This window comes from Paraburkholderia sp. WS6, from assembly GCF_030464835.1.
GTDB classification, from domain to species: domain Bacteria; phylum Pseudomonadota; class Gammaproteobacteria; order Burkholderiales; family Burkholderiaceae; genus Paraburkholderia; species Paraburkholderia madseniana.
This window is the reverse complement of sequence record NZ_JALQCK010000018.1, coordinates 1-25,001: the sequence shown is the minus strand read 5'-3', so window position 1 is coordinate 25,001 and position 25,001 is coordinate 1. Positions and strand designations below refer to the sequence as shown.

Genomic DNA, 25,001 nt, shown 5'->3' with positions numbered 1-25,001 from the left:
GGCTTATACGGGCTGCGGTTCGGTGGGCGATTGAGTCGGCGAATGCATTTGCGCGGACAGGTTCGCTTGCGATTCGGTTTGCAGGCCGCCCCGCGCCTCACGTCCGGCAAGAAACGCCGCGATGTGACGTCGCTCTTCGCGCCCCATCCACGTGTTGATCTCCCATAGATCGGCCACCGGAGCATTCGTGAACGGCAAAGTGTGCAGATAACCGTCGGGGCCGAACTCGGGTGTCATCGTCGTGGTCGTATAGCCCCTATCGACCTGCGCGCTCCACAGCGCCTCCCAGATCCGCTGATGCGAGGCGAGGCAGTCCGCGTACTCAGGTGCAGCCGGATGCGGCACCTGCGGACCTTGCGGATAGCCAACACGCCCGTGCAGATGATGCGCATGCGGCGCAAGCTCGAGGATCGTGTCCCACTCGCTGTCGAGAAGACGCTCGCACACCGACACCCAATGGCTGAAGTCGCAAGTCAGCTTGAGGTCCGGCACGGCACGCGCGACGTCGCGGGTAATCCATGGGTTGTAGAACGAGCGGCCGCGATGCGTCTCGAAGCTGCAGGTCACCTCGTGCTTCGCGGCAATCTCCACCGCGCGCGCGAAGAAATCCATCTGTGTAGCGGCCGGCCATGCGTCGCAGCCCGCCATCACATTGAAAAAGCGCGGCCTGAGTGGCTTGCCCCATATGATTTTTTCCTCGAAGTCGCGCAAGTGGTCCGCCGGCGTGGCGGACCGTTCCGGCACATAACTGCCCGCCGTCGTAATTTCCGCAATGAACTCGAGACGTTCATCCGCGATTGCCTGCGCAAACGCTTCACGCTCCGCCCCACCCGCCGGAACGGGCGCTTCGATACCGTCGAAGCCGGCGGCGCGCACCAGCGGTGCGGCATCGCGCGGACCACCATCGAATCCCCAGAACGTCTTGAACAATTCGAATTTCATCGCCTCTCCAATTACATGCAAAATTGCATGCAATGGTACACACGAAATTCCTTCGCCAATAAAATATCCCGGCCTCGCCATGCATAATTCTGGCGCGCCCAATTTCCGGCGCGATTAGCACTTAAACTGTGCACCCCTCCTCCTCGTGGTGAATCGATGAAGAAGAAACTTGCGCGTCACAAGGGGCAAGCCGTCGCGCGCGCCATTCTCGACATGGACTGGCAGTGGTCCTCGCATTTCGGCGACCTGGGGCTGAACGACCTTAACTACAGCGATCTGTTTTGCCGGATGTGGGTGGAGCCGGAAGACGACTTCGCCAAAACGGCGCTCTACGAGTTCATGCCTGGCGTGAGCCGCCGCACCGCGGTGCGCTACGTGCAGGAGCTGATCGATGCCGGCTGGTTGCTGGAGACGAGTTCCGAAGCGGATCGCCGCATCAAACGGGTCAGTCTCGCGGTCTCGATCGAGGAACGCCTCGAGCAGTTTCTCGCCTACGTGCATCAGCGTTTTGCCACCTTGGATTGAGCCATTGACGCCCTTTCTGCGTTGAAGCATTCGCATAACAAGCATCCCGACGCATCGCGCAATCCGGCTGGCATATTTCTCGCTAGATTAATTGCCGAGAGGTGCGGCAGCGTCGCATCTTAGGGATGCTAGGGTTCCGGTTCGCGAGAATGTCTGGTCCGAGAGCAGCCCGGTGCACCTGTTCGTTCGATTCGGACTTGATCCGGGAACGAGCTGGCCGCACTACACGGCGGGACAAAAGCCCGGGAGATTGGCGATAGCGATGCCTATCGTGCCTCTCCGTGGCCGGCGTTTGTCTCCCGCAGTTTTCGCGCAGTGTCCGCACCATTCGGATTCTCGCGGGAACCGGTCATGTTGTTTTATCGCGCAGTCGCCGCGCGATCCAACTCAACAATCGCAATTGACCGGTCTCCTGGAGAAAACGATGAAACGCTTCGAATCCGCCCGTACGTCCCTCACCTTACTGAGCAGCCTTGCCTCGTCGCGCCGTGTGCGTGGCGCGATCGCCGGTGCTGCCGCCGCGGTCGCCATCGGCTTCGCCGCCGCGCCTGCACAAGCGGCCGCGCCGCTCGCCATCGGCTATAGCGACTGGCCCGGCTTCGTCGCGTTCCAGGTTGCCATCGACAAAGGCTGGTTCAAGGAAGCCGGCGTGGATGTCAATTTCCAGTGGTTCGACTACTCGGCCTCGCTCGACGCGTTCTCCGCCGGCAAGCTCGACGCGGTCGGCGCAACCAACGGCGATGCGCTGGTCACCGGCGCAAGCGGCGCCAAAAACGTGATGATTCTCCTGACCGACTACTCGAGCGGCAACGACATGATCGTGGCCAAGCCACCCATTCGCACCGTGGCCGGACTCAAGGGCAAGAAGGTCGGCGTCGAAATGGGTCTGGTCGATCACCTGTTGCTGGACACGGCGCTCGAAAAGCATGCGCTCAAGGAATCGGACATCACGCTCGTCAACGCGAAGACGAATGAGTTGCCGCAAGTGCTGGCGTCGTCCGGCGACGTCGCAGCGGTCGGCGCATGGCAACCGAACGCGGGCGAGGCACTCAAGCGCGTGCCGGGCTCACGTCCGATCTTCACCTCGGCCGACGCGCCAGGGCTGATCTACGACGCGATCACGGTCAATCCGGTCAGTCTGCAGTCGCGCAAGGCCGACTGGGCCAAGGTGATCAAGGTCTGGTATCGCTGCGTGGCCTACATCAACGATCCGAAGACGCAACCGGATGCCGTCAAGATCATGTCCGCGCGCGTCGGCCTGACGCCGGCCCAATATCTGCCGTTGCTGAAAGGCACGCACCTGCTCGACGCGACGGCGGCGAGGAAGGCCTTCGTCAAGGGTGACGGGCTGGATTCCGTGTACGGTTCGAGCGTGAACGCGGACAAGTTCAATGTACGCAACGCGGTCTACAAGCAATCGCAGAACGTGAGCGCCTATCTCGATCCGGCGCTGACCAATGCGCCGTAAGTAGCGCTGGCCGGGCGTCTATAGCTATACACGGTAATATGGGGGCAGCACGCTCCGTCGCTGCACACATGCGATTCATTGCGGCGCCGGAGGACGGCCACAAGGAGGCAATCGTGTATAAAAACCGGTCTCGCTATCACGCCCTGGTTGCGCTGGCACCCGTACTGGCGCTGCTTTTGTCGCTTCTGCTGCTGGCCCAGCCGCGATCCGTGTTGGCCAGCGAAGACAGCGCCAACGGCAGCGCGGAAGCCGCGGGCCAGCGCGCCCGCTTTGCCAAAGAATTCTGCGGAGGCTCCGAGCAGGACGTGGTCGAGTACAAGGAGAAACTCAGAAAGGTCCTGACCGAAGCCAGCCAGTTCGATACGCGCTGGCAGGCGGGCTGGCAGCGCGGGGATAGCGATGCGATCCAGATGCGCGCGCTGCAACTCAACTCCCCGTCGGAATTCGCAGTGCGGGTCAAAAGCAACTGCGACCGCATCAAATGGCAGGGCGACAACTTGCTGCGAGCACGCCCGCCGAAGTAGCCCGGCGCCCGAAACTGTTATTCTTCCCTCTCTCCGGCCATCACCTGGTCGCCTGCCGCCTCCGGGCGGCATCCCAAGCGGCGCGCTCACGCGCCCGGCATCAGCGAGACAGGAATTTGCATGTTCGGTTTTTTGCGTGGCTATTTTTCCAACGACCTGGCAATCGACCTCGGCACGTCGAACACGCTGATCTATATGCGTGGCAAGGGCATCGTGCTGGACGAACCCTCGGTGGTCTCGATTCGTCAGGAAGGCGGCCCGAACGGTAAGAAGATCATTCTGGCCGTCGGCAAGGAAGCGAAACAGATGCTCGGCAAGGTGCCGGGCAATATCGAGGCGATCCGCCCGATGAAGGACGGCGTGATCGCCGACTTCAACATCACCCAGCAGATGATCAAGCGCTTCATCCAGATGGCGCACGAGTCGCGGATGTTCGCGCCGTCGCCGCGCATCATCATCTGCGTACCATGCGGGTCGACTCAGGTCGAGCGCCGCGCGATCAAGGAAGCCGCGCATAGTGCGGGCGCCTCGCAGGTCTATCTGATCGAAGAGCCGATGGCCGCAGCGACCGGCGCCGGCCTGCCGGTGTCGGAAGCGACCGGCTCGATGGTGGTCGATATCGGCGGCGGCACGACCGAAGTGGGCGTGATCTCGCTCGGCGGTGTCGTCTATAAAGGTTCGGTGCGCGTGGGCGGTGACAAGTTCGACGATGCGATCGTCAACTACATTCGCCGCAACTACGGCATGCTGATCGGCGAGCAGACCGCCGAGGCCATCAAGAAGGAAATCGGCTCCGCGTTTCCGGGCTCCGAAGTCAAGGAAATGGAAGTCAAGGGCCGCAATATGTCCGAAGGCATTCCGCGCAGCTTCACGGTGTCCAGCAACGAGATTCTCGAAGCGCTCACCGATCCGCTGAACCAGATCGTCTCGGCGGTGAAGATCGCGCTGGAACAGACGCCGCCGGAACTGGGCGCCGACATCGCCGAGCGCGGCATCATGCTCGCGGGCGGCGGTGCGTTGCTGCGCGATCTCGACCGCCTGCTCGCGGAAGAAACCGGCTTGCCGGTGTTTGTCGCCGAAGCCCCGCTGACCTGCGTGGTGCGTGGCTCGGGGATGGCGCTGGAGCGGATGGATAAGTTCGGCGGGGCTTTCTCGTACGAGTAAAGCTCAGCTTTTAGACGTTTCTTTGCCGTCGCTATCCGATCTGCAGGTTCTGGCTGACGTAGTCGATAAAGACGCGCAACTTCGGCGACGCGTAACGGCTTGCCGGCCACAAGATCCAGAAGGTGACGGTCTGGTCGATGAAATCGTCGAGCACGGTCTGTAACGCACCGCTTGCCAGCGCATCACGCACGAGGAAGGTCGGCACGAAGGCAACGCCCTTGTTCCGAAGCGCCAGAAAGCCCAGCACTTCAATGGTGTTGGCGACGAAGGTTTGCGGCAACTCCGGCTCCGCATCCGACGCAGCGAGCTGAAACGGCCAGCGTTCCAGCTTGCCGCTGGCGGGGAATTTATGTAGCAGACAGGCATGCTGCACGAGTTCGGAAGGATGCTTGGGTACGCCGTGCTTCTCCAGATAACCGGGCGAGGCGACCAGCACCTGCCCGCAGGAACCGAGGCGCCGCGACACCAGCCTCGAATCATGCTGCTCACCCGTGCGTATCACCGCATCGAAACCTTCTTCGATGATGTCCACCATGCGATCGGAGAGATCGACGTCGAGTTCGATGTCCGGGTATTGCAGCATGAAGCCGTCCAGCGCCGGCATGATCAGCTCGGACAGTTGCGGCGTGCTGATCCGCAGCCTGCCGCGCGGACTGCCGGCGGCGTCGGACAGTTCGGCTTCCGCCGCTTCGAGCTCGCCGAGGATGCGCCGGCATCGTTCGAGGAACAGCGCCCCTTCGGCCGTCAGCGTAATGCTGCGCGTGCTGCGGTGAAAGAGCCGCACGCCGAGACGCTCCTCGGTGCGCGCAACACTTTTGCCGACCGCCGAAGACGATACGCCAAGCAGCCGGCCCGCCTCGGTAAAACTGCGCGTTTCCGCCACCTGCACAAACACCGAAATACCGCTGAGGCTGTCCATTGCCGCTTCCCGAGGCCGATTTGCGCCGGCCGGGCGACGCAGGCGAGCGTTCGAAACCCGGTTACGGTTCCATTTCGGACTTTACTGTCCGATATATTCGGAACCTTAGCCTATTTTTCTTATCTCCGTCCGTCCATACACTGCTCCTCAAGGTCGAAAGCCCGCTGTTGATTGAACGTCACCAGCCACTGAATCTCGAGGAAATCATGTCCAGGCTCCATTCCGCAGTCAAAGTCGGTCCCTACCAGTTGTCCCATCGTGTCGTGCTGGCGCCGCTCACCCGCATGCGTGCCGACGAAGGCGCGAAGCCCGGCCCGTTGATGGCCGAGTACTATGCGCAGCGCGCGTCGGAAGGTGGCTTCCTGATCGGTGAAGCCACCATCGCCGCTGCCAATGGCAACGGCTACCTCGGCGCGCCGGGTCTCTATGACGATAGCCAGATCGCCGGCTGGAAGCAGGTCACGGACGCCGTGCACGCCAAAGGCGGCCGCATCTTCCTGCAGCTCTATCACGCCGGGCGTCAGTCCAACAGCCAGTTGCAGCCAGGCGGCGTGGAGCCGGTGGCGCCATCTGCCGTGCCGCATGGCGGCGTTGCCTACACCGAAGCGGGCTGGATTCCGAACACGCCGAGCCGTGCGCTGACCATCCCCGAAATCGCCGGGCTGGTGGAAAGCTTCCGCACCGCGGCGATTCGCGGCAAGGAAGCGGGCTTTGACGGCGTCGAACTGCACGCCGCCAATGGCTACCTGTTCGACCAGTTCCTGCAGGACGGCAGCAACAAGCGCACCGACATCTACGGCGGCTCGTTCGAAAACCGCGCCCGTTTCCTGATCGAAGCCACCCGGGCCGTCAGCTCGGTGTGGGGCAGCGACCGCGTGGCCGTGCGCCTTGGCCCGAGCGGCACCTGGGGCGATATGTCGGACAGCAATCCGGAAGGTCTCTTTAGCTACGTCGCGCAGGAACTGGCGAAACTGAACCTGGCCTATCTGCACCTGATCGAGCCGCGCGTGCTGGGCAACGTCGACGACGACAGCAAGGACCCGAACCCGGTCGCCGCGCAACTGATCCGCAAGCACTACAAGGGCGTCATCATCGCCGCCGGCGGCTTCAAAGCCGCGAGCGCCGAAGCCGTCCTGCAGGCAGGCGACGCCGACCTGGTCGCGTTTGGCCGCGACTTCATCGCCAACCCGGATCTGCCCGAACGCCTGCGCCTTCAGTTGCCGCTGAACCCGTATGACCGCCCCACCTTCTTCGGCGGCACCGACGTCGGCTATACCGACTACCCGTTCTACAGCACCGAAACCACGGACGCTGTTGCAGCGTAAGTGGAGCACACGATGAACAGCACCACCCAGCCAACTTCCCTTGCGCCGCTTTACTGGCTGGCGTTAGGGACATTCGCGGTCGGCACTGAATGCTTCATAAATGTGCGCTCACGGCCGCATAAGGTGAATTGAGGTCACTCAGGACACAAACGGCAACTTGCTATCGCGCGCCGCGGCCAGCATGGAAAGCGTGATCTTGCGCACTTCCAGCTTGCTCTGCGTGATATGCGCGCGCAGCAGGATGATCGCTTCCGTCACCCGGTTGCGTTCGATCAGGTTCAGCATGGTGGAATGCTCGTCATAGGTGGCGCTCGTGCGGTGCGGTTTGAGGAAGTCCAGCCGACGCACGATGCGGATGCGCTCGGTCACTTCGTTATGCACGCGCAGCATCTCCGCGTTGCCCGTTGCCGCGACCAGTTGACGGTGGAAGTTCTCGTCCATGCCGAACATCTTGACCGGGTCGCTCTCGCGCAATTCGGGCTCGACGCACCATATCGCCTTCAGCGCTTCGACGGCCGCATGCGCGACGTCGCCGCCCGCCCCCACGCGTTCGACGGCCGCCACTTCCAGCACGATGCGCAAATCGTAGAGCTGATCGAGCTGGTCGAAATTGATCGGCGAGACTTTCCAGCCACGCCGGAAGCCGACTTCCAGATAACCCTCGCGTTGCAAACGAAACAGGCCGTCGCGCATCGGCGTGCGCGACACGCCGTAGTGCTGCGCGATGCCATTTTCGGAAAAACGGTCGCCGGGAAAGAGGCGGAAGCTGAAGATATCGTTCTTCAGTTGCTGGTACACCTGCTCGGCGAGCGGATTGGCGGCGGCCGGCACGGCAGGCATGCCGGGCTCTGCGGGAGTCTCAAGCAGATTCGTCGTATCGTCGTTCATTGATGCCACATCCCCTTTTTTCTTATTATCGGTGTTTCATGGCATGGCGATAAGGCTGACGTGCGCCGCGACGATCTTCCAGCCATCGGCGGAATCAAGCCTCGCCCACGTCTGCATCTGGCGGCCGATCAAAGGCGTCGCATCGCTGGTGAACTCAGTGCTGACTGTGGCGAAATCGGTACCGAATGTCGTGACCACGGTGCGATGCAGTTTGCGCGACTTTGGCACCGGCTCGCAGGTCTCGCGCCATGCGCGGATCGCTTCGCCGCCATGCTGGATTTCGGCGATGCCGTAGCGGACCGTCTCCGGCGTGTGCCAGAAAAGCGCGTTCATTGCCGCGACGTCGTTGTCGACCAGCGCCCGCTCGTATTCGACAAAGGCTGCCTGCACTTGAGCTACCACTTCGGGCTGATTTATCTCCATGCCGGGATCGTCTCGTCGAATTTCGTCAATGAAGAAAGCGGCGCGGTCCAGCCGACAATGCCGCCTTGCGAGCGCACCATCTCGAGCGTCGTCTGTTTGAACGCGGGGAAATAGCTGGCGGTCGCATCTTCGACCAGCAGACTGTCGTAGCCGCGGTCGTTGGCCTCGCGCATCGAGGTCTGTACGCACACTTCGGTGGTCACGCCCGCGAACACGAGATGCGTGATGCCGCGCATCGCAAGCTCTTCACCGAGCCGGGTGGCGTAGAACGCGCCCTTGCCGGGTTTGTCGATCACGAGTTCACCGGCAAGCGGCGCGAGCGGCTCGATGATCGCATTGCCGGGCTCACCGCGAATCAGGATGCGCCCCATCGGTCCGGCATCGCCGATGCGGGCATTGGGCGCGCCCCTGAGCCGTTTCGCCGGCGGGCAGTCGGACAGATCCCCCGCATGCGATTCACGCGTATGCACCACGAGCCATTGATGCTGGCGCGCGAATGCCAGCAACGCCGCGACGGTCGGCACGATCTCGGCCAGCAGCGACACGTCGTTGCCAAGCGATTCGCCGAAGCCGCCCGGTTCGATGAAATCGCGCTGCATATCGATTACGATCAGCGCGGTTTTCGTGGGGTCCAAGGTGAAGGGACCCGGTTGGGCGTCGATCGTCAACGGGGTTTGCTGTGTCATCCGATGGCTTCCTTCATTCTTTCTGCGGGTACGGCGCGATGCGCCGGGGTATCGCCGTGCCCTGCCATATGCTGACCCAGCACGGTCCGGTCCGCGCGCGCCGCAGGCGTCTCGAACACCAGTTTGCCCTCCGCGATCACCACGATGCGGTCGGCCAGTTCGAGCAGTTCGTCGAGGTCTTCGCTGACCAGCAGCACCGCCGCGCCTGCATCGCGTGCGGCCATCAGACGGGCATGGATATCGGCAACCGACGCGAAATCCAGACCGAATACAGGATTCGCGACGATCAGCACATCCACCGGCTGTCCGAGTTCGCGCGCCAACACCGCGCGCTGCACATTGCCGCCCGACAGCGTGCCAATGGTTCGTTCGGGTAGCGGTGGACGCACGTTGAACTCGGCGATCAGCTGCGCGGCGCGCTCACGCACGGCTCGCCGGTCGAGCCACCAGCCGCCGCGCCGCAACGGCTCGCGATCGAAGTCGCGCAGCGCGAGGTTCTGCGCCACGGTCATTGCGGCGACGCAGGCATTCTTCAGTGGTTCCTCGGGAATCGCGAACACGCGACGTTGGGTCATTTCTTCGCGCGTTGCGTGATAGGCCTTGCCTGCCACCTCCATGTCGCCGGCTTTCACGCGACGTTGACCGACCAGCGCTTCCACCAGCTCCTTCTGTCCGTTGCCGGAAACGCCTGCAAGTCCGAGGATTTCGCCCGCACGCACAGAGAGCGTCGCGTGCTTGACTGCCGTGTGGCCGCGATCGTCTTCGACTGAAACGTCGTGCAACGCGAGACGCACCTGCGCCGTGTCGTCGACGGGTTTGCGTGGCAGGCGTTCCACGGTCACCGCGGCCATCACCGGCGCTTGGTCCTTCAAAGGGACTTCGTTCGGCGCATGGGTAGCGACGGTGCCCATCATCCACGCTGCGAGTTCGTCTCGGCTGGTGTTGGCAACCGCGCTCGTGCCGACTTGCCGGCCCTTGCGCAACACGGTGACGTCGTCGGCATAGGCCATCACTTCGCGGAACTTGTGCGTGATCATCAGCACCGTCAGTTCGCCGCGCGAGGTCAGATCGCGCATCAGGCCAAGCACCTCGTCCGCTTCCTGCGGTGTCAGGACCGAGGTGGGTTCGTCGAGAATCAGGAAGCGCTGCTGCAAGTAAAGCTGCTTCAGGATCTCGAGTTTTTGTTTTTCACCGGCGGCGAGCATAGCCACCGGCGCGTCGAGCGGCAAGCGAAACGGCATGCGCTGCATGAACGCAGCAAGCGCGGCGCGCTCGCCCTTCCAGTCGATTTTCCACGGCATCCGTCCGCGCGCGAGCAACAGGTTTTCTTCGACCGATAGGCCCGACGCCAGCGTGAAATGCTGATACACCATGCCAATGCCGAGCGCCTGTGCATCACGCGGCGACGCGATGTGGACTTCACGGTCATCGGCGGCGATCTGCCCGTCGTCGAGCACGCCATAGCCGACCAGTCCCTTCACGAGCGTGCTCTTGCCCGCCCCGTTCTCGCCGAGCAGCGCGTGAATCGTGCCGGCTTTGACCTTGATCGAGACGCTATCCAATGCGCGAAACGCGCCGAACGTTTTGCTTGCGTTCAGCACTTCCACGCCCAATGCCTTCGGCGCCGTGGTCATGGTTTATCTGCCTGAAGTGGCCAGCGCCGCTGCTGGCGCAGCCGTCGTGGCCAGTAGCGTAGCCAGCAGCGCGTGTGAATCCGACACCGTGCCGAACACGCCGCCTTGCATGGTGATCATGTGCAACGCGGCGTCGTGATTGCTCTTGTCGGTCGCGCCGCAGCAATCGGCCAGCACCGTGCATTCGAAGCCGCGATCGTTGGCTTCGCGCATCGTCGTGTGGACGCAGACGTCGGTGGTGATGCCGGTCAGCACCAGATTGACGATGCCGCGCGTACGCAGAATCAGTTCGAGATCCGTCGCACAGAAGGAGCCCTTGCCGGGTTTGTCGATGATGATCTCGCCTGGCAGCGGCTTCAGTTCGTCGATGATTTCCCAGCCCGGTTCGCCTCGCACGAGGATCTTGCCGCAGGGGCCGTCGTCGCCGATGCCTACGCCGTCGGTGCCCGCGCGGCGGCTGCGCCAGCGTTTATTCGCGGGCAGATCGGAGAGGTCCGGGCGATGCCCTTCACGCGTGTGAATGATCGTGAAGCCCAGTTCGCGCATCGGCTTCAGCACGCTTTTGATCGGCTCGATCGGCGCGCGCGTCAGCGACAGGTCGTAGCCCATCTTGTCGACATAGCCGCCGTGGCCGCAGAAATCCGTCTGCATGTCGATGATCACGAGTGCCGTGTTGTCCGGGCGCAGGTCGCCATCGTATGGCCACGGGTACGGTTTCGCTTCGATGAATCGGTTCATGGCGGTGAGATCCTTGTTAGGTCCTGGCGGGGTCTTTGAAGGCACGCACGGTGGGGCAAGCTCAGCGAGTCAGGCTCAACTCGCCCGGCGCGCCAGCCAGCGTGCGATCCGGACGGCAATTGACGATCATGATCGCTAGCGTCAGCACATAAGGCGCCGCGTTGTAGAGGTAGTAGCCGCTCGTCACGCCGATCGCCTGCAACGCCGGCCCGAGCGCGCCCGCCGCACCGAACAGCAACGCGGCCCACAGGCAACGCAAAGGCTGCCAGCGCGCGAAGATCACCAGCGCGACCGCCATCAGTCCTTGTCCGCTGGAGAGCCCTTCATTCCAGCTACCCGGATACACCAGCGACAGATATGCACCGCCGATGCCCGCGAACACGCCGCCCACCGCCGTCGCGGCGATGCGTACACGCGTGAGCGGATAGCCCATGGCGCGCGCCGTCTCGGCGTGATCGCCGACGAGCCGCAGCACCATCCCCCAACGGGTATTGCGCATGCCCCATTGCAGAACGAAGGACAACACCACGCCGATCACGAACAGCAGGTTGATATGCAGCGCGTTATGCAATTGTGGCGACGAGGTCCACGTGCCGAGGTCGATGAACGGCAGCATCGGCGCCTGCGGTTCGATGAAAGGCTTGCCGAGATAGAACGCGAGCCCGGTGCCGAGCAGCATCAACGCGATGCCGAACGCAATGTCCGACACGCGCGGCAACGAGCACACGAGGCCGTGCAGACAGCCGAGCAGCAAGCCTACGAAACCGGCCGCAAGCACGCCGGCCCACGGCGAGCCGGTCAGAAAAGCGCCGGCATAGCCGCTCATCGCGCCTGACACGAGGATGCCTTCGAGGCCGAGATTCACGCGCCCGCCCTTCTCGGTTAAACACTCGCCGAGACTGACGAACAGATAAGGCGTGCTGACACGGATCGCACCGGCGAACAGCGACAGCAACAAGATCACGATGGGCGAGTGCATATCAGGCATGGGTCTGCTCCAGTTGCACGGGAAGGTCGGTCTGCGCGGCGGCCTGCAATTTGACGCGCCATGCGGCGATGCGCCCGCCAAGTGCTTCCCACGCGAGTAGGTTGGCGAACAGCAGACCTTGCAGGACGAGCGTGGTGGCGTCGGGGAGGTCGAGCCGACGTTGCAGCAGAGAACCGCTCGCTTCGATGCCGCCGATCATCAGCGCACACGCGATGATCGCGAGCGGATTCTGCCGTGCGGCGAACGCAACGAGGATGCCCGCATAGCCATAACCCGCGAGCAAAGATGCATTTGCACTGCCCTGCACCGCCGCCACTTCGAACATGCCGCCGAGTCCCGCCGCAGCACCGCCCAATACGCACGCGGCAAGGGCCAGCAGATTGACCGGCAAGCCGACCAGACGCGCCGCGCGATGACTGCCGCCCACCACGCGCATCGCAAAGCCCTTGGTGCTGAACTTTACGAACACCCACGCCGCGATGCACGCGACGACGCCCCAGAACAGTCCCCAGTGCGTGTCGAGCCCAGGGATCGAGCCGATCATCATCGCGTCGGGCACCGGATAGGTGGACGGCTTGTTCAGGCTTGCGGGGTCGCGCAGCGGCCCTTCCACCAGATGTTTGAAGAGCGCGATCGCGATATACGACATCAACAGGCTGCTGATCGTCTCGTTGACGCCACGCCACTGCCGCAACGCGCCGACCGCGCCGATCCAGATACCGCCGGCCAGCATGCCCGCCACCGCCATCAACGGCGTGGCGATCAGCCACGGCGTGCCGTGCGGCAGCATCTGCGGGACGATCGCCGCGCACATGCCGCCGAGCGCGAGCGCGCCCTCGCCACCGATCACGATAAGTCCGACCTGGGCGGGCAGCGCGACGCACAACGCGGTCAACATCAACGGCGACGCACGCAGCAAGGTGCTCTGCCACGCGAACGACGAGCCGAAAGCGCCCTCGAAGATCAAACCGATCGCATCGAGCGCCGGCTGCCCCTGCACCAGCAGGAACAACGAAAACAGCAGCAGCGTGCCGAGCACCGCCAACGCGGTCGGCAGCGCGGGCAAGAGCGACAGCATCACTCTCGCGGTAGGGGCATTGGGGCGCATCATGGCTCCTTCGCTCATGCAAAGTCACGCACACTCACACAATCACGCAGGCCAGGATCAGATTTGGCCGACGACGCCTGCCACCAGATAGTTCATGCTCTCGAGCGTGTAGTCGGTCTGTATGTGGCTCGCGCCGGAGGCGATCGCCGTGCCGCCCTTGTTGTCCTTCATCGGTCCTTTGAAGATCACGAAATTGCCGGCCACCATGCTGCTTTTGATCGAGTCGGCGTTCTGCTTCGCCGGCGCGGTGACTTTCGCGCCGTACGGCGACATCTTCACGAAGCCTTCTTTCAAGCCGCCGCGCAACACATTCGGTTGCGGCGTGCCGGCCTGTGCGCCCGTGACCAGTTGCTTGTACGGCGTCGCCCAGTCCCATTCCGCGCCGGTCAGATAGCCTTTCGGCGCGAGCGCCGCCTGGCTCGCGTGGTAGCCGCAACTCATCGCGCCGCGCTTTTCCGCCGTTTCGACGACGACCTTCGGGCCATCGACGTGACAGGTCAGCACATCGCAGCCCTGATCGATGAGACTGTTGGTGGCTTCCGCTTCCTTCACGGGCATCGACCAGTCGCCCGTGAAAATCACCTGCGTGGTGATCGACGGATCGACGGACTGCGCGCCGAGCGTGAACGAGTTGATGTTGCGCAGCACCTGCGGAATCGGTTTGGCGGCGACGAAGCCGAGCTTCTTACTCTTCGTCATGTGGCCCGCGACGACGCCGTTCAGGTACTGGCATTCGTCGATATAACCGAAGTAGCTGGTGATGTTCGACGGGTTGCCCTGCTTCCACAAACCGCCGCAATGCGCGAAACGCACCTTCGGATATTTGGCCGCCATCTTCAGCACATGCGGATCGAAGTAACCGAACGAGGTCGCGAAAATCAGCGTCGCGCCGTCCTGTTCGATCATCGCTTCCATGGTTTTCTGCACGGCGATGGTTTCGGGCACGTTCTCCTCTTCCACCACCTTCACGTCAGGCATTTTCTTGATGACAGCGGCAGCGGTCGCCTGGGCTTGGTTGTACCCGTAGTCGCTGCGCGCGCCGACGTAGATCACGCCGACCGTCGTCTTCGGCGCGGCAAATACCGATTGAATCGGCAGGATATTGCCGAGCGTCAACAGGCTGGCGCTCTTGATGAAATTGCGGCGACTGGTCATGGTGTCCAATTCCTTGTGGAGAGGTGAAGAGCGTTGGCCCTCAGTTGACATTCAGGCTGTCGAGATAAGCGAGCCAGCCGCCAAACGAGGTGATGTCTAGTGCGCCACTGCCGTTGCTGACCGCCGACGGTTCGCAGATGAAGCCCTTCACCGTGAGGCCGTTGGCGAGTTGCACGGAGCCGATACCGAGCGGTGCGGACACGTCGGCGACAAATTTGCCGAAGGTGCGCAGCGGCATTTCCCAGACTTCCACGGCGATGGGTGCGCCTTGCTGGTCGGTGACGCGCACCAAGCCTGGTTTCGGCGGTTGCGTGTTGGCGAGCGCGTAAAGCGTGTAACCGGCGGCGGTTTGCGTTGCCATGACAAAACGCGCACCGGCTTCCTGAAGTTGCCAGTTCAGCGGCTGGCCACGCAGATGCGCACCGACCACAGCAAGCGCGACGGTCGGCTCCTGAAACGGCAATGGCGCGATCGCGTTTGGCGCGGGCGCGGTTTTCTTTTCGGTCATTGCCGTGGCCGCAGCTTCGCTCGCGCTCCGGGCCTCGGTCGCGAACAGCGCCTGGATCCGCGCGCCCAACTCGGCGAGCCGACGGTCCGCGCCGCTCGGCGCGATCAGCGTGACGCCGGCCGGCAAACCGTCCTGGCGACGTCGGCACGGCACGGCCAACGCGCACAGATCGAGCAGGTTGACGAAGTTCGTGTAGTAGCCAAGCTGGCTGTTCAACTCCACAGGATTGGCCTGCACATCGGCGATCAACGGATGCGTCGGCGTAGTCGGGACGATCAGGATGTCGATCGTCTCGAAGAGCTGTTCGGCGTGCCGCTTCAGATCGGCAAGCGCGTACTGGCCATTGAACGCGTCAGCGGCACTGTAACGATCCGCTTTGCCGATCACCGTGGCGACGACCGGATGGACCGCTTCGTGATGCGTCTCGAAGAATGAACCGAGCGCGGCGCGTCTTTCCGCCACCCAGGGGCCGTCGTAGAGCAGCGCGGAGACCTGTTTGAGCGGCTGGAAGTCGATCGGCGTGGGCGCGAGATGCAGATGGGTAGAGAGCGTATCGAGTGCGGCTGAGAAGGCCTGATTCGCCGCTGCGTCCCCGTAGAACTCGAGATGATCCGGCACGCCGATCCGCGGCGCGCTACGCAGGAGACCGAGACCCGGTACCTTGCGCGAGTAACCGTCGAGCGGATCGAAGCACGCGATTTCATTGAACACGCGCCATGCATCGTCAACGTCGTGCGCGAACACCGAGATCGTGTCGAGGCTGCGGCACGCCGGCACCACGCCGCGCTTGCTGACGAGTCCAAGCGACGGCTTCAGGCCGACAAGCCCGTTGAACCCAGCCGGCACGCGCCCGGACCCGGCCGTGTCGGTGCCGAGCGAAAAGGCCACGCAACCCGCGGCCACGGCAACCGCCGAGCCTGAACTCGAGCCGCCCGACACGCGCTCTGGATACTCGGTGTTCCGCACCGCGCCGTAAGGCGAACGCGTGCCGACGAGGCCCGTTGCGAACTGGTCGAGATTGGTCTTGCCGATCAGGATCGCGCCGGCGTCGATGAGGCACTGCACGGCGAATGCCGAGGTGTCCGGCGTATAGCTGAACGGCTCGCACGCGGCGGTGGTCGGCAAGCCGGCAACGTCGATATTGTCTTTGACCGCGAACGGCACGCCGAACAGCGGCATCCGTTCGAACACGGCACTGCCCTGCTCTTCGTAAAGCGCTTCGAGCGCGTGGGCGCGGGCCTCTACGTCCGCAGCGGGCACACGCAGGATCCAGACTTCCGGCCGGTCGATTTCGGCGATACGGGCAAGCGCCGACGCCACGACCTCAGTCGGCGTAAGACGCTTGGCGGCATAAGCCGAGAGGAGACTACGGACCTTCAGGGGCGACGAAATTGGCACTGGTTTTTCCTTGAGTTCAATCTTGAATACAAGTTTGAACTCAAATTAGCAGGAGCTATGCCAGGTGACTTTCAAGTTCGCCCGAACGCGCTGTTAGCCTTGCCAGGTTTGGTTTTGCGACGATTTACCGGCGGCGAGGACGGGCCGCGCTGCCGCCCTTCGATCAATGCGTCATGGTGCAGCGCTCCCCAACTCGGGGCTCCTGCGCCCTGCATTCGAGCCTGGCGCGCAGCGGCGCCGCGCGATCGCACGTTACCGCTACGTGCCGATTTTTTTCGGCGCCGTGCGCGAACTTATACTCGCTACTCCGACGAACTCACTCACTGCTCGTCCCCCGTAGCGGAGCATCGATGCACGACACCCGACTCGCCCGTTCGACCGCCGGCATGGTCACCAGCCCTCATGCGTTGGCGAGCGAGGCGGGTCGCGACGTATTGCTTGCGGGCGGCAACGCGATCGAAGCCGCGATCGCCATCGGCGCAGCGTTGTGCGTGACGTATCCGCATTTCACCGGACTCGGCGGCGACGCTTTCTGGGTGATCGGCGATCGGCAAGGGATGCTGCGTACGGTGTCGGGCATCGGCCAGGCCGCGCAGGAACTGCCCGCGTTCACAGGCGCCATTCCACTGCGCGGTGCTGCCTCGGCACTCACCACGGCCGCGACCGTCGACACATGGCGTCAGGCGTACGAGATCAGCAAAGATGCATGGGGCGGCGCGCAATCGTGGTCGTCGCTGTTCGACCGTGCGCTGGAATATGCAACCGATGGCTTCCCGGTCACGCCCTCGCAGCATTTCTGGCAAAGCATGCGGGCGGACGAATTGCACACCCTGCCCGGCTTCGCGGCAACTTTCGCGCCGAACGGCCAAATTCCTGCCATCGCCGAACGCTTTGTGCAACCTGCGCTGGCAAAGAGCATCGAGCGGATTGCCCGCTTCGGCGCGCGCGAATTCTATGAGGGCGAGCTTGCCGAGCGGATCGCACACGGTCTGCGCGAAGCCGGCTCGCCGCTGACGTTGAGCGATCTGGCGCGAACGCAAGCACGCGATGAGGCGCCATTGCGCGTGGCCTACCGTGGCGGCGAACTGGTCAGCATGCGGCCGCCGACTCAAGGTGTGACGACCCTGCAGATCATGGGCATGCTCGATCGTTTCGACATTGCGCAGATTGCCGAGGGCAGCGCCGAGTACTACCACCTGCTGGTGGAAGCGGTGAAGGTCGCGTTCGTGGACCGCGACCGCTTCGTGTCCGATCCTGAGTTCAACTCCGTGCCGGTCGACGACATGCTGTCGCCCGCCGCGCTCGATGCGTATGCACGCTCGATCGATCTGCGTGAAGCGCGCGCATGGCCCCATGTGTTCCGCCCGGGCGACACGGTGTTTATCGGCGCGACGGATAGCGAAGGCCGCAGCGTCAGTGTTCTGCAAACGGTTTACTTTGACTGGGGTAGCGGCGTGGTGGCGGGCGATAAGGGGATTCTGTGGCACAACCGCGGCGCGTCATTCAGCACGAATCCCGCGCATCACAACGCGGTGGAACCGGGCAAGCGGCCGTTCCATACGCTCAACCCCGGCATGTATCTGAAGAATGGCCGGCCACATCTGCTGTTCGGCACGCAAGGCGCCGACGGTCAGCCGCAAACGCTGGCCGCGATCCTCACGCGGCTGATCGACTACGGGATGGACCCGCTCACTGCCCTCGCCCGTCCGCGCTTTCTGCTTGGCAAGACTTTCTCCGATACACGCGATGCGTTGAAGCTCGAAGAAGACGCCGGCGCCAACGTGTTCGCCGAACTCGCTGCACGTGGACATGAGGTGAGCGCTATTCCGGCGCAGAGTCCGTTGGCGGGCCATCCAGGCGTGATCCGCATCGAGTCGGACGGTGCGGCATCAGGCGCGCACGATCCACGTAGCGACGGCCGTGCGCTTGGGGTTTGAGTCAGCCGGGCGTCAAGCGGTCGCGTGTCGCCACTCACGTAGTTTCCCGCGCTGACGCATTGGCGTAGCCAGTGATGCCGAGCAACTGGCCCAGGCTCTTCTCGCCGCGCATCCGCGAGGTTTCGATCCGCTCCTGGATATCGCGAAGGTGCGCTTCCATATGGGCCATAGCGCCCGCTGCATCGCGTGCCGCGATGCAATCGACAATCGTCGCATGTTCAGCGTGCTCGCACGGCGCGTGCCCCGGCGGTTCATATACGCCGACAATGAGCGAGCAGCGCGAAACCAGTTCCTTCAGATAGTTTTGCAGGATCGAGTTGCCCGCGAGCGCAGCGATGCGCATATGAAAACCGCTCGCGAGCGTGGCCCACGAAGGCTGGTCGAAGCGATGCATCGCCTCGTGTTCGCTCGCCAGTTGCTGGCGCAAGGCCTTGATGTCCTGGGCGCTCGCGCGCTGTACGGCCAGCTCGACCAGCATGCGTTCAACGGAGCGCCGCGCCTCGAAGATCTCGCGCGTTTCCTCCGGTGTCGGCTCGGCGATCACGGCGCCCTTGTTCGGCCGCAGCACGACGATGCCGTCGTAGGCGAGCTTCTCCAGTACCCGCCGCACGACCGCGCGGCCTACACCGAACAGTTGGCACAACTCGGGCTCCGGCAGCTTCGTGCCGGGCGTCAAACGGTGGTTCAGCACGCCGTCGAAGATCGATTGATAGATGCGCTCGTCGACGTCCGCTTCTTCCTTCGGCGTTTTTCTGGCGGTGACCGCGCCGGCTTTCGGCTTGGTGCTCGTGCTCGTGCTCATGCGACCTCCGGGCGCAACACGCCGTCCCGCTCCAGTTCGTCCATGTGATGCGCGATTGCGCCCGGCGTCGTGATCCACACATCGCCTTTCGCTCGTGCCGCGGCGATATGGTCGAGTGCGCGGCGCAGATGCCGTAGTCGATATGGCTGCCCCACCAGATAAGGATGGAACGCGATACCCATCACGAGCGCCTGCGGCTGCGTGCCGCGATTAGCCTGTTCAAGCATCTCGTCGAACTGATCGACGATCATGTCGGCGAACGCGCGGCCGTCCATATGGCGGCCCACCATCATCGGCAGATCGTTGAGTTCCTGCGGGTACGGAATCGACCATAACGGCCCACTGCGTGTAGCCATGCGTACCGGACGATCGTCGTGACACCAGTTCAGCGTATAGCGATAACCGGTCTCGGCCAGCAGGTCAGGCGTCAGGTGCGATTCGGAGATCCACGGTGAGAGCCAGCCCTCCGGCGGCGTGCCGGAGACTTCGGCGATACGTTCGCGGCAATGCCGAAGCAGTTCACGTTCGCCATTTTCGTCGAGGTCGCTTTGCCGATGCGCATTGGTGTGACCGTGACCGATCAGTTCGTCGCCACGCGCCACGCAGGCCGCAATCAGTTCCGGGCAATGGTCGTAGAGCGCGGTATTGATGAGCGTGCCTGCTGGCATTGCAAGTTGGTCGAACAGTTCGATGCAGCGCCACGCGCCCACGCGGTTGCCGTACTCGCGCCAGCTATGGTTCAGCACATCCGGTTGCGGCGAAATCGGGCCGAGCGCGGCGCCGAGTCCCTCGCCGAACGCAAAGTGCTCGATATTGAAGCCGAGGTAGACCGCGAGTCCGCTATCGCCGGGCCAGCGGAACGCATCGCTGTCCGTGATCGGGCGATAGGAAAAGCGGCCATGGGTGGCGATCGATTGACGGGCGCGATTCTCTGCTGCGGGCATGTTCCGTGTGTCGTTCATGTAAAGAAGCCGTGAGTGACTAAAAGCGACGCAGGGCGCCCTGCATGAACCGAGTTGGCCGGATCATGCCCCGGGACGGACCGAAGACGCACCGCGATTGCGCAAAAGAAACGCTTTGATCGCTGACGATCGACGCTGCAGATCGTTTGCAATATGTGAGCCAACTCGTCGACGTTAAGCACACCGGCGCGTTTGCAATCCGCGACCATTACGAAGCGACGGATGGCACATGTCTTGCGTTTGGATGGCTTCGCCGAGGCATCGCGTGTGGTTTTGCGTGCGTCAGCACTTCGCCGTTCACGAGGACACCCACTCCATGATTCAGCCTGCTTCAACGGTGCTCGAAACTACAGCCGCCGATATCGAACTGGTGCACGTGTCGAAGCAATACGGCGACTCGCTTGCCGTCGACGCCATCGATCTGCGCATTGCCGGCGGCCAGTACTGCTGCCTGCTCGGGCCCTCGGGATGCGGCAAGACCTCGACCCTGCGCATGATCGCCGGGCATGAATCGGTCTCCGAGGGTGACATTCTGATCGCGGGACGCAATGTCACGCGGGAAGAACCCGCTGCCCGCGGCACGGCAATGGTCTTTCAAAACTACGCGCTGTTCCCGCATCTGAGCGCGCTCGATAACGTCGCGTTCAGCCTGAAGATGCGCGGCATCGCGAAGGATGTGCGCCGCAAGCGTGCCGGTGAGCTGCTGGAACTGGTCGCGATGTCCGCGTATGCCGAACGCAAACCGGCGCAACTGTCGGGTGGCCAGCAGCAACGTGTGGCGCTCGCTCGTGCGTTGCTGAATCAACCGGGTTGTCTATTGCTCGACGAGCCGCTTTCGGCGCTCGACCCCTTTCTGCGTGTACAGATGCGTGCGGAACTCAAACGCTGGCAGAAAGAACTCGGCATCACGTTCGTGCACGTCACGCATTCGCAGGAAGAAGCAATGGCGCTTGCCGATCTGGTGGTCGTGATGAGCCACGGGCGCATCGAACAAAGTGGCACGCCGCACGAAGTCTTCAACCGTCCGCGTACGGAATTCGTCGCGCGCTTTCTCGGTGGTCACAACGTATTCAACACGAACGGCCGCTCGTTTACCGTGCGCGCCGATCATCTGCGGGTGGTGCCGCACGGCGTCACGCCCGTCCAGACCGCAACCGGTGAGAGTGGCCTGACGCGGATTGGCGGTGTGCCCTGCATGGTACGCGAAGCGGAGTACCAAGGCACCCATTTACGCATGACGCTCGATCCGCTCGACGGCTCGCCTGAACTGATTTCGCTCGTGAGCGACGCCGACTATGACCCTGCGCGGCTCGGCCCCGACGCACGCGTGGTGGTCTGGTGGAACGAGCAGGACGCGCATCCGCTGGCGGCCTGAACGGGTGCGCGGTTGTGCGCTGCCTTGCGTGACATGGCGGCGCAGAGAACGTCTCTGAACGAGTGGCGTGAACTGAGCTTTAACTGAACGACAAACAGGCGCTGATCGAACATCAAGCGCGGATCAAACGAACGTCAACTGAGGAGAAGGCAATGAGTGAAGCGAACGAGAGCCCGGCAGCGGCCGCATCCGATCTGAAGGAAAAGGGCCTGTCGCGCCGCACGTTCATCAAGGGCGCTGTGGCGGCGGCCGGCATTGCCGGCTTTCCGTACGTGCATGCGCAGGAGAAGATCACGTTGCGCTACCTCGGCACGGCGGTGAACCAGAGCGCCGACATCGCGAAGAAATTCAAGGAAGACACAGGCATCGACATTCAATACGTGCCGGTGACGACTGACGACGTGGCCAAGCGCATCATCACGCAGCCTAACTCGTTCGACATTGTCGACACCGAATATTTCGCCCTCAAGAAACTGATTCCCGCCGGCACGCTCGCGGGCATGGACGCGAAACGTATCAAGCTCGCCGACAAGATCACGCCGGTGCTGACACGCGGTGAAGTGAACGGCAAGAAGATCGGCGATCAGGGCACCGCGCCGAAGAAGGTGATGTTTCTGACCGGCCCGCGCTCCACCGAGTTCTCTGCAACGCCGACCGAATGGATGACGCTGATCCCGACCACATACAACGCGGACACGCTCGGCATCCGTCCCGACCTTATCAAGCGGCCGATCGACAGTTGGGCCGAACTGCTCAATCCGCAATTCAAGGGCAAGGCGGCGCTGTTGAACATTCCCGCGATCGGCATCATGGATTCGGCGATGGCGATCGAGGCGATGGGTCACGTGAAGTACGGCGACAAAGGCAACATGACCAAGGCCGAAATCGACCAGACCATCAAGATCCTGATCGAAGCCAAGCGCGCCGGCCAGTTCCGCGCGTTCTGGAAGGATTTCAACGAAAGCGTGAACCTGATGGCGTCGGGCGAGGTTGTGATCCAGTCGATGTGGTCGCCCGCCGTGACCAAAGTGCGCACCATGGGCGTCGCCTGCAAATTCCAGCCGCTCAAGGAAGGCTATCGCTCGTGGGCGTCGGGTTTCGGCTTTCCGCGCTCGCTGCAAGGCAAGAAACTCGACGCTGCGTACGAGTTCGTCAACTGGTTCCAGGACGGTTGGGCCGGCGCCTACCTGATGCGTCAGGGCTATTACTCCGGTGTGCTCGAGACGGCGAAAACGCACATGCAGCCTTACGAATGGGACTACTGGATCGAAGGCAAAGCTGCCGCGCAGGATATCAAGGCACCTGACGGCCAGCTGCTCGAAAAAACCGGCACCGTGCGCGACGGTGGCTCGTACAACCAGCGCATGGGGGCGATTGCCTGCTGGAATGCGGTGATGGACGAGAACATCTACATGGTTCAGAAGTGGAACGAGTTCATCGCGGCTTGAGCGACTGAATCGCATGCCGGACTGCCGGTGCATGACATGCCGGCAGTTCTTCGATGACGCGGTCATGCCGCAAAAGTGCTTCCACTGATATCCGCCCATGGCAACGATCGACCTTCCCTCTCACGCGCAGGATGAGCCCGTCAAACACCGGCGCGCGCCGGCATGGTTGCAGGCGACGCCGCTTTCGCTCACGTTCCTGCTGTTTTTCATCGTGCCGTTGGCCATCACGTTGATCGTCAGTTTCTGGGACTTCAACGAATACCAGATCATCCCGGCGTTCACGTTGAAAAACTACGCGGCGATTTTCAACGGCTGTTCGTCGATGACGGACGTCTGCGTGACCCTCAAGACGTACTGGTCGACGCTCAAGTTCTGCGCGATCGTATGGACCGTGACCTTGCTGCTGGGTTTTTCGATCGCTTACTTCCTCGCGTTCCACGTGCGCACGACGAGCATGCAGACAATCCTGTTCCTCGTCTGCACGATTCCCTTCTGGACGTCGAACGTGATCCGCATGATTTCCTGGATGCCGTTGCTCGGCCGTAACGGGCTCGTCAATCAGGCACTGCTGGGCGCGCATCTGATCGACCAGCCGCTCGAATGGCTGCTGTATTCGAACTTCTCGGTCGTGCTGGCGTTCGTGCACCTCTATACGTTCTTCATGATCGTGCCGATTTTCAACGCGATGATGCGGATCGACCGCTCCTTGCTCGAAGCGGCACGCGATGCGGGGGCGAGCGGCTGGCAAGTGATTCGCGACGTGGTGTTGCCGCTATCGAAGACCGGCATTGTGATCGGCTCGATCTTCGTGATCACGATCGTAATGGGCGATTTCCTGACCGTCGGCGTGATGGGCGGCCAGCAGATCGCATCGGTCGGCAAGATCATTCAGGTCCAGACCGGCTACCTGCAATTTCCCGCCGCGGCAGCCAACGCGATCATTCTGCTGGCCGTGGTGTTGATGATCGTGTGGGGTTTGACGCGGGTGGTCGACATCCGCAAGGAGCTGTGAAGATGCAGGCCATTCGCCTCAAACATCGAGAGCGTCGGCCGGCCAGCTTTTACTGGCTTGCGCTGCTGTTCGGCTTGTTCGTGCTGTTCCTGTATGGACCGGTCATTACGATTTTCATTCTTTCGTTTCAGGGACCCGAGGGCGGGTTGACGTTTCCGATGCGTGGGGTGTCGTTGCACTGGTTTGCCGCGCTGCGTGACGGCGTCGGCGACGTTGACATCTGGGGTGCATTTGGGCGATCAGTGCGGCTCGCGCTGGCTGTAACCGTGTTGACGGTGCTGTTCTCGGTGGCAGCCGGATTGGCTTTTCGCCGGCGGTTTCGCGGGGATACGGCGGTCTTTTACGTCTCGGTCGCCAGTCTGATCATGCCGTCCATTATCGTTTCGCTTGGGATCGGGCTGACGTTCCGGTTGCTCGATAACGGTGTGAAGTATCTCGCTTCCGCGTGGGGGTATCAGTCGTTTGCCGATACCTATACGACGTCGATGGGCCTGTTCACGTCGGCGCTGGGTGCGCATTTGACGTGGACACTGCCATTCGGTTTGCTTGTGATGTTTGCTGTGTTCAACCGCTTCAATCCTGCTTACGAAGAGGCTTCGCGGGATCTTGGCGCCACGCCGTGGCAAAGCTTCCGGCATGTTGTTTTGCCTATCATCGGACCTTCGGTTGTCGGCGTCGCAATGTTTGGTTTCACCCTTTCATGGGATGAGATTTCGCGTACCTCGCAGGCGATCGGAGATCAGAATACCTTGCCGCTCGAATTGCAGGGTCTTACCACGTCGGTGACGACGCCTGTGATTTATGCGCTTGGGACGATGACCACGGTCTTGTCGCTCACGGTTATGGTTTTGTGTTTGCTCGCGGTGCGGGGGTTGGGGCGTCGGCGGGTGAAGTAACGTTTCTTTGCCTGCTCGGCGCTTGTTTTTCTGTTTGCCTGGGGTGTTGGCTTTTCCTTGTTCTGGCCTTGGTGCCTTTCCTTGCATTGTTAGTGGTCTATTAGCGTTGCCCCTGTGCGGGGCAATGCTCTCAACTTAAGCCCCATTCCATCAAGCGACCTTGTACGCGAGATGGA

23 protein-coding genes and 1 riboswitch are annotated in these 25,001 nt (G+C 62.6%); of the genes, 10 read left to right on the top strand and 13 right to left on the bottom strand.

Going from position 1 to position 25,001, the window contains the following annotated elements; translation table 11 throughout:
• Positions 1-3 precede the first annotated feature (3 nt).
• Positions 4-942: a sugar phosphate isomerase/epimerase gene (locus M0D64_RS21555; protein WP_266259150.1), complete on the bottom strand. Its 939-nt coding sequence runs from the start codon at positions 940-942 to the stop codon at positions 4-6.
• Between the two features lie 156 nt (positions 943-1,098).
• On the opposite strand from M0D64_RS21555, the gene M0D64_RS21550 reads away from it, so the two are divergent.
• The 4 genes from M0D64_RS21550 to M0D64_RS21535 all read left to right on the top strand — a co-directional run bounded on the left by M0D64_RS21550 (position 1,099) and on the right by M0D64_RS21535 (position 4,623).
• Positions 1,099-1,467, top strand: a complete 369-nt coding sequence (locus M0D64_RS21550; RefSeq protein ID WP_171928392.1) for a MarR family transcriptional regulator — start codon at positions 1,099-1,101, stop codon at positions 1,465-1,467.
• Positions 1,468-1,584: 117 nt separating this feature from the next.
• Positions 1,585-1,718: riboswitch (guanidine-I (ykkC/yxkD leader) on the top strand.
• A gap of 173 nt (positions 1,719-1,891) precedes the next feature.
• Entirely contained in the window at positions 1,892-2,935 is a 1,044-nt protein-coding gene (locus tag M0D64_RS21545) for an ABC transporter substrate-binding protein (protein WP_266259149.1), read from the top strand.
• Positions 2,936-3,003: 68 nt separating this feature from the next.
• Positions 3,004-3,459, top strand: a complete 456-nt coding sequence (locus M0D64_RS21540) for a hypothetical protein (protein WP_266259148.1) — start codon at positions 3,004-3,006, stop codon at positions 3,457-3,459.
• Between the two features lie 120 nt (positions 3,460-3,579).
• Positions 3,580-4,623 (top strand): rod shape-determining protein, encoded by a 1,044-nt coding sequence (locus M0D64_RS21535; protein ID WP_028194510.1) that lies wholly within the window; start codon positions 3,580-3,582, stop codon positions 4,621-4,623.
• Between the two features lie 31 nt (positions 4,624-4,654).
• Here the strand turns inward: M0D64_RS21535 and M0D64_RS21530 are convergent, their stop codons facing one another.
• The gene (locus M0D64_RS21530; protein WP_266259147.1) at positions 4,655-5,542 is read right to left on the bottom strand and encodes a LysR substrate-binding domain-containing protein; all 888 of its coding nucleotides are present in this window, start codon (positions 5,540-5,542) and stop codon (positions 4,655-4,657) included.
• A 206-nt stretch (positions 5,543-5,748) separates the two neighbouring features.
• Here M0D64_RS21530 and M0D64_RS21525 point away from each other — a divergent pair, with 206 nt between their 5' ends.
• The gene (locus M0D64_RS21525; protein ID WP_266259146.1) at positions 5,749-6,867 is read left to right on the top strand and encodes an alkene reductase; all 1,119 of its coding nucleotides are present in this window, start codon (positions 5,749-5,751) and stop codon (positions 6,865-6,867) included.
• 138 nt (positions 6,868-7,005) lie between these two features.
• On the opposite strand, the gene M0D64_RS21520 is transcribed toward M0D64_RS21525, so the two are convergent.
• The 9 genes from M0D64_RS21520 to atzF form a co-directional block, all read right to left on the bottom strand.
• Entirely contained in the window at positions 7,006-7,755 is a 750-nt protein-coding gene (locus tag M0D64_RS21520; protein ID WP_266259145.1) for a GntR family transcriptional regulator, read from the bottom strand.
• A gap of 36 nt (positions 7,756-7,791) precedes the next feature.
• Positions 7,792-8,178 carry an oxalurate catabolism protein HpxZ gene (gene hpxZ, locus M0D64_RS21515; protein WP_266259143.1) on the bottom strand — a complete coding sequence of 129 codons (387 nt, stop codon included), beginning with the start codon at positions 8,176-8,178 and terminating at the stop codon, positions 7,792-7,794.
• On the bottom strand, positions 8,169-8,864 hold the full coding sequence (locus M0D64_RS21510) for a cysteine hydrolase family protein (RefSeq protein ID WP_266259142.1): 696 nt from the start codon (positions 8,862-8,864) through the stop codon (positions 8,169-8,171). Before M0D64_RS21510 ends, hpxZ begins: the two co-directional genes overlap by 10 nt.
• Positions 8,861-10,498 (bottom strand): ABC transporter ATP-binding protein, encoded by a 1,638-nt coding sequence (locus tag M0D64_RS21505; protein WP_266259141.1) that lies wholly within the window; start codon positions 10,496-10,498, stop codon positions 8,861-8,863. The genes M0D64_RS21510 and M0D64_RS21505 overlap by 4 nt, the downstream gene beginning before the upstream one ends.
• Before the next feature lie 3 nt (positions 10,499-10,501).
• On the bottom strand, positions 10,502-11,236 hold the full coding sequence (locus tag M0D64_RS21500; RefSeq protein ID WP_266239294.1) for a cysteine hydrolase family protein: 735 nt from the start codon (positions 11,234-11,236) through the stop codon (positions 10,502-10,504).
• Between the two features lie 61 nt (positions 11,237-11,297).
• On the bottom strand, positions 11,298-12,224 hold the full coding sequence (locus M0D64_RS21495) for an ABC transporter permease (RefSeq protein ID WP_266259140.1): 927 nt from the start codon (positions 12,222-12,224) through the stop codon (positions 11,298-11,300).
• Positions 12,217-13,332, bottom strand: a complete 1,116-nt coding sequence (locus tag M0D64_RS21490; RefSeq protein WP_097396658.1) for an ABC transporter permease — start codon at positions 13,330-13,332, stop codon at positions 12,217-12,219. The genes M0D64_RS21495 and M0D64_RS21490 overlap by 8 nt, the downstream gene beginning before the upstream one ends.
• Positions 13,333-13,389: 57 nt before the next feature.
• Positions 13,390-14,487, bottom strand: coding sequence for a BMP family ABC transporter substrate-binding protein (locus tag M0D64_RS21485; RefSeq protein ID WP_266259139.1), 1,098 nt, complete (start codon positions 14,485-14,487; stop codon positions 13,390-13,392).
• 40 nt (positions 14,488-14,527) lie between these two features.
• Positions 14,528-16,393, bottom strand: a complete 1,866-nt coding sequence (gene atzF / locus M0D64_RS21480) for an allophanate hydrolase (RefSeq protein ID WP_266259138.1) — start codon at positions 16,391-16,393, stop codon at positions 14,528-14,530.
• Positions 16,394-16,743: 350 nt separating this feature from the next.
• Here atzF and ggt point away from each other — a divergent pair, with 350 nt between their 5' ends.
• On the top strand, positions 16,744-18,330 hold the full coding sequence (ggt, locus tag M0D64_RS21475; RefSeq protein WP_266259137.1) for a gamma-glutamyltransferase: 1,587 nt from the start codon (positions 16,744-16,746) through the stop codon (positions 18,328-18,330).
• Positions 18,331-18,364: 34 nt separating this feature from the next.
• Here the strand turns inward: ggt and M0D64_RS21470 are convergent, their stop codons facing one another.
• Together M0D64_RS21470 and M0D64_RS21465 are read right to left on the bottom strand one after the other, a co-directional pair.
• Positions 18,365-19,132, bottom strand: a complete 768-nt coding sequence (locus M0D64_RS21470) for a GntR family transcriptional regulator (protein WP_266259136.1) — start codon at positions 19,130-19,132, stop codon at positions 18,365-18,367.
• Positions 19,129-20,094, bottom strand: coding sequence for a polysaccharide deacetylase family protein (locus M0D64_RS21465; RefSeq protein ID WP_266259135.1), 966 nt, complete (start codon positions 20,092-20,094; stop codon positions 19,129-19,131). The genes M0D64_RS21470 and M0D64_RS21465 overlap by 4 nt, the downstream gene beginning before the upstream one ends.
• Positions 20,095-20,410: 316 nt before the next feature.
• Between M0D64_RS21465 and M0D64_RS21460 the strand changes: the two genes are divergently transcribed.
• The 4 genes from M0D64_RS21460 to M0D64_RS21445 all read left to right on the top strand — a co-directional run bounded on the left by M0D64_RS21460 (position 20,411) and on the right by M0D64_RS21445 (position 24,825).
• Positions 20,411-21,469 carry an ABC transporter ATP-binding protein gene (locus M0D64_RS21460; RefSeq protein ID WP_266259134.1) on the top strand — a complete coding sequence of 353 codons (1,059 nt, stop codon included), beginning with the start codon at positions 20,411-20,413 and terminating at the stop codon, positions 21,467-21,469.
• A 152-nt stretch (positions 21,470-21,621) separates the two neighbouring features.
• Positions 21,622-22,917, top strand: coding sequence for a PotD/PotF family extracellular solute-binding protein (locus M0D64_RS21455; RefSeq protein WP_154565886.1), 1,296 nt, complete (start codon positions 21,622-21,624; stop codon positions 22,915-22,917).
• 97 nt (positions 22,918-23,014) lie between these two features.
• Positions 23,015-23,929, top strand: a complete 915-nt coding sequence (locus M0D64_RS21450; RefSeq protein WP_266259133.1) for an ABC transporter permease — start codon at positions 23,015-23,017, stop codon at positions 23,927-23,929.
• A 2-nt stretch (positions 23,930-23,931) separates the two neighbouring features.
• A complete protein-coding gene (locus M0D64_RS21445) occupies positions 23,932-24,825 on the top strand; it encodes an ABC transporter permease (protein ID WP_266259132.1) in 894 nt (297 codons plus the stop codon).
• Positions 24,826-25,001 lie beyond the last annotated feature (176 nt).

Excerpts from the sequence above, each read along its gene's own strand:
- M0D64_RS21505 (WP_266259141.1), bottom strand. The coding sequence starts at position 10,498 with ATGACCACGGCGCCGAAGGCATTGGGCGTGGAAGTGCTGAACGCAAGC.
- M0D64_RS21520 (WP_266259145.1), bottom strand. The coding sequence starts at position 7,755 with ATGAACGACGATACGACGAATCTGCTTGAGACTCCCGCAGAGCCCGGC.
- M0D64_RS21490 (WP_097396658.1), bottom strand. The coding sequence starts at position 13,332 with ATGCGCCCCAATGCCCCTACCGCGAGAGTGATGCTGTCGCTCTTGCCC.
- M0D64_RS21495 (WP_266259140.1), bottom strand. The coding sequence starts at position 12,224 with ATGCCTGATATGCACTCGCCCATCGTGATCTTGTTGCTGTCGCTGTTC.
- M0D64_RS21445 (WP_266259132.1), top strand. The coding sequence starts at position 23,932 with ATGCAGGCCATTCGCCTCAAACATCGAGAGCGTCGGCCGGCCAGCTTT.
- M0D64_RS21535 (WP_028194510.1), top strand. The coding sequence starts at position 3,580 with ATGTTCGGTTTTTTGCGTGGCTATTTTTCCAACGACCTGGCAATCGAC.
- M0D64_RS21450 (WP_266259133.1), top strand. The coding sequence starts at position 23,015 with ATGGCAACGATCGACCTTCCCTCTCACGCGCAGGATGAGCCCGTCAAA.
- M0D64_RS21460 (WP_266259134.1), top strand. The coding sequence starts at position 20,411 with ATGATTCAGCCTGCTTCAACGGTGCTCGAAACTACAGCCGCCGATATC.
- M0D64_RS21465 (WP_266259135.1), bottom strand. The coding sequence starts at position 20,094 with ATGAACGACACACGGAACATGCCCGCAGCAGAGAATCGCGCCCGTCAA.
- M0D64_RS21550 (WP_171928392.1), top strand. The coding sequence starts at position 1,099 with ATGAAGAAGAAACTTGCGCGTCACAAGGGGCAAGCCGTCGCGCGCGCC.
- ggt (WP_266259137.1), top strand. The coding sequence starts at position 16,744 with ATGCACGACACCCGACTCGCCCGTTCGACCGCCGGCATGGTCACCAGC.
- M0D64_RS21455 (WP_154565886.1), top strand. The coding sequence starts at position 21,622 with ATGAGTGAAGCGAACGAGAGCCCGGCAGCGGCCGCATCCGATCTGAAG.
- hpxZ (WP_266259143.1), bottom strand. The coding sequence starts at position 8,178 with ATGGAGATAAATCAGCCCGAAGTGGTAGCTCAAGTGCAGGCAGCCTTT.
- M0D64_RS21510 (WP_266259142.1), bottom strand. The coding sequence starts at position 8,864 with ATGACACAGCAAACCCCGTTGACGATCGACGCCCAACCGGGTCCCTTC.
- M0D64_RS21555 (WP_266259150.1), bottom strand. The coding sequence starts at position 942 with ATGAAATTCGAATTGTTCAAGACGTTCTGGGGATTCGATGGTGGTCCG.
- M0D64_RS21545 (WP_266259149.1), top strand. The coding sequence starts at position 1,892 with ATGAAACGCTTCGAATCCGCCCGTACGTCCCTCACCTTACTGAGCAGC.
- M0D64_RS21530 (WP_266259147.1), bottom strand. The coding sequence starts at position 5,542 with ATGGACAGCCTCAGCGGTATTTCGGTGTTTGTGCAGGTGGCGGAAACG.
- M0D64_RS21485 (WP_266259139.1), bottom strand. The coding sequence starts at position 14,487 with ATGACCAGTCGCCGCAATTTCATCAAGAGCGCCAGCCTGTTGACGCTC.
- M0D64_RS21540 (WP_266259148.1), top strand. The coding sequence starts at position 3,004 with ATGCGATTCATTGCGGCGCCGGAGGACGGCCACAAGGAGGCAATCGTG.
- M0D64_RS21500 (WP_266239294.1), bottom strand. The coding sequence starts at position 11,236 with ATGAACCGATTCATCGAAGCGAAACCGTACCCGTGGCCATACGATGGC.
- M0D64_RS21525 (WP_266259146.1), top strand. The coding sequence starts at position 5,749 with ATGTCCAGGCTCCATTCCGCAGTCAAAGTCGGTCCCTACCAGTTGTCC.
- M0D64_RS21470 (WP_266259136.1), bottom strand. The coding sequence starts at position 19,132 with ATGAGCACGAGCACGAGCACCAAGCCGAAAGCCGGCGCGGTCACCGCC.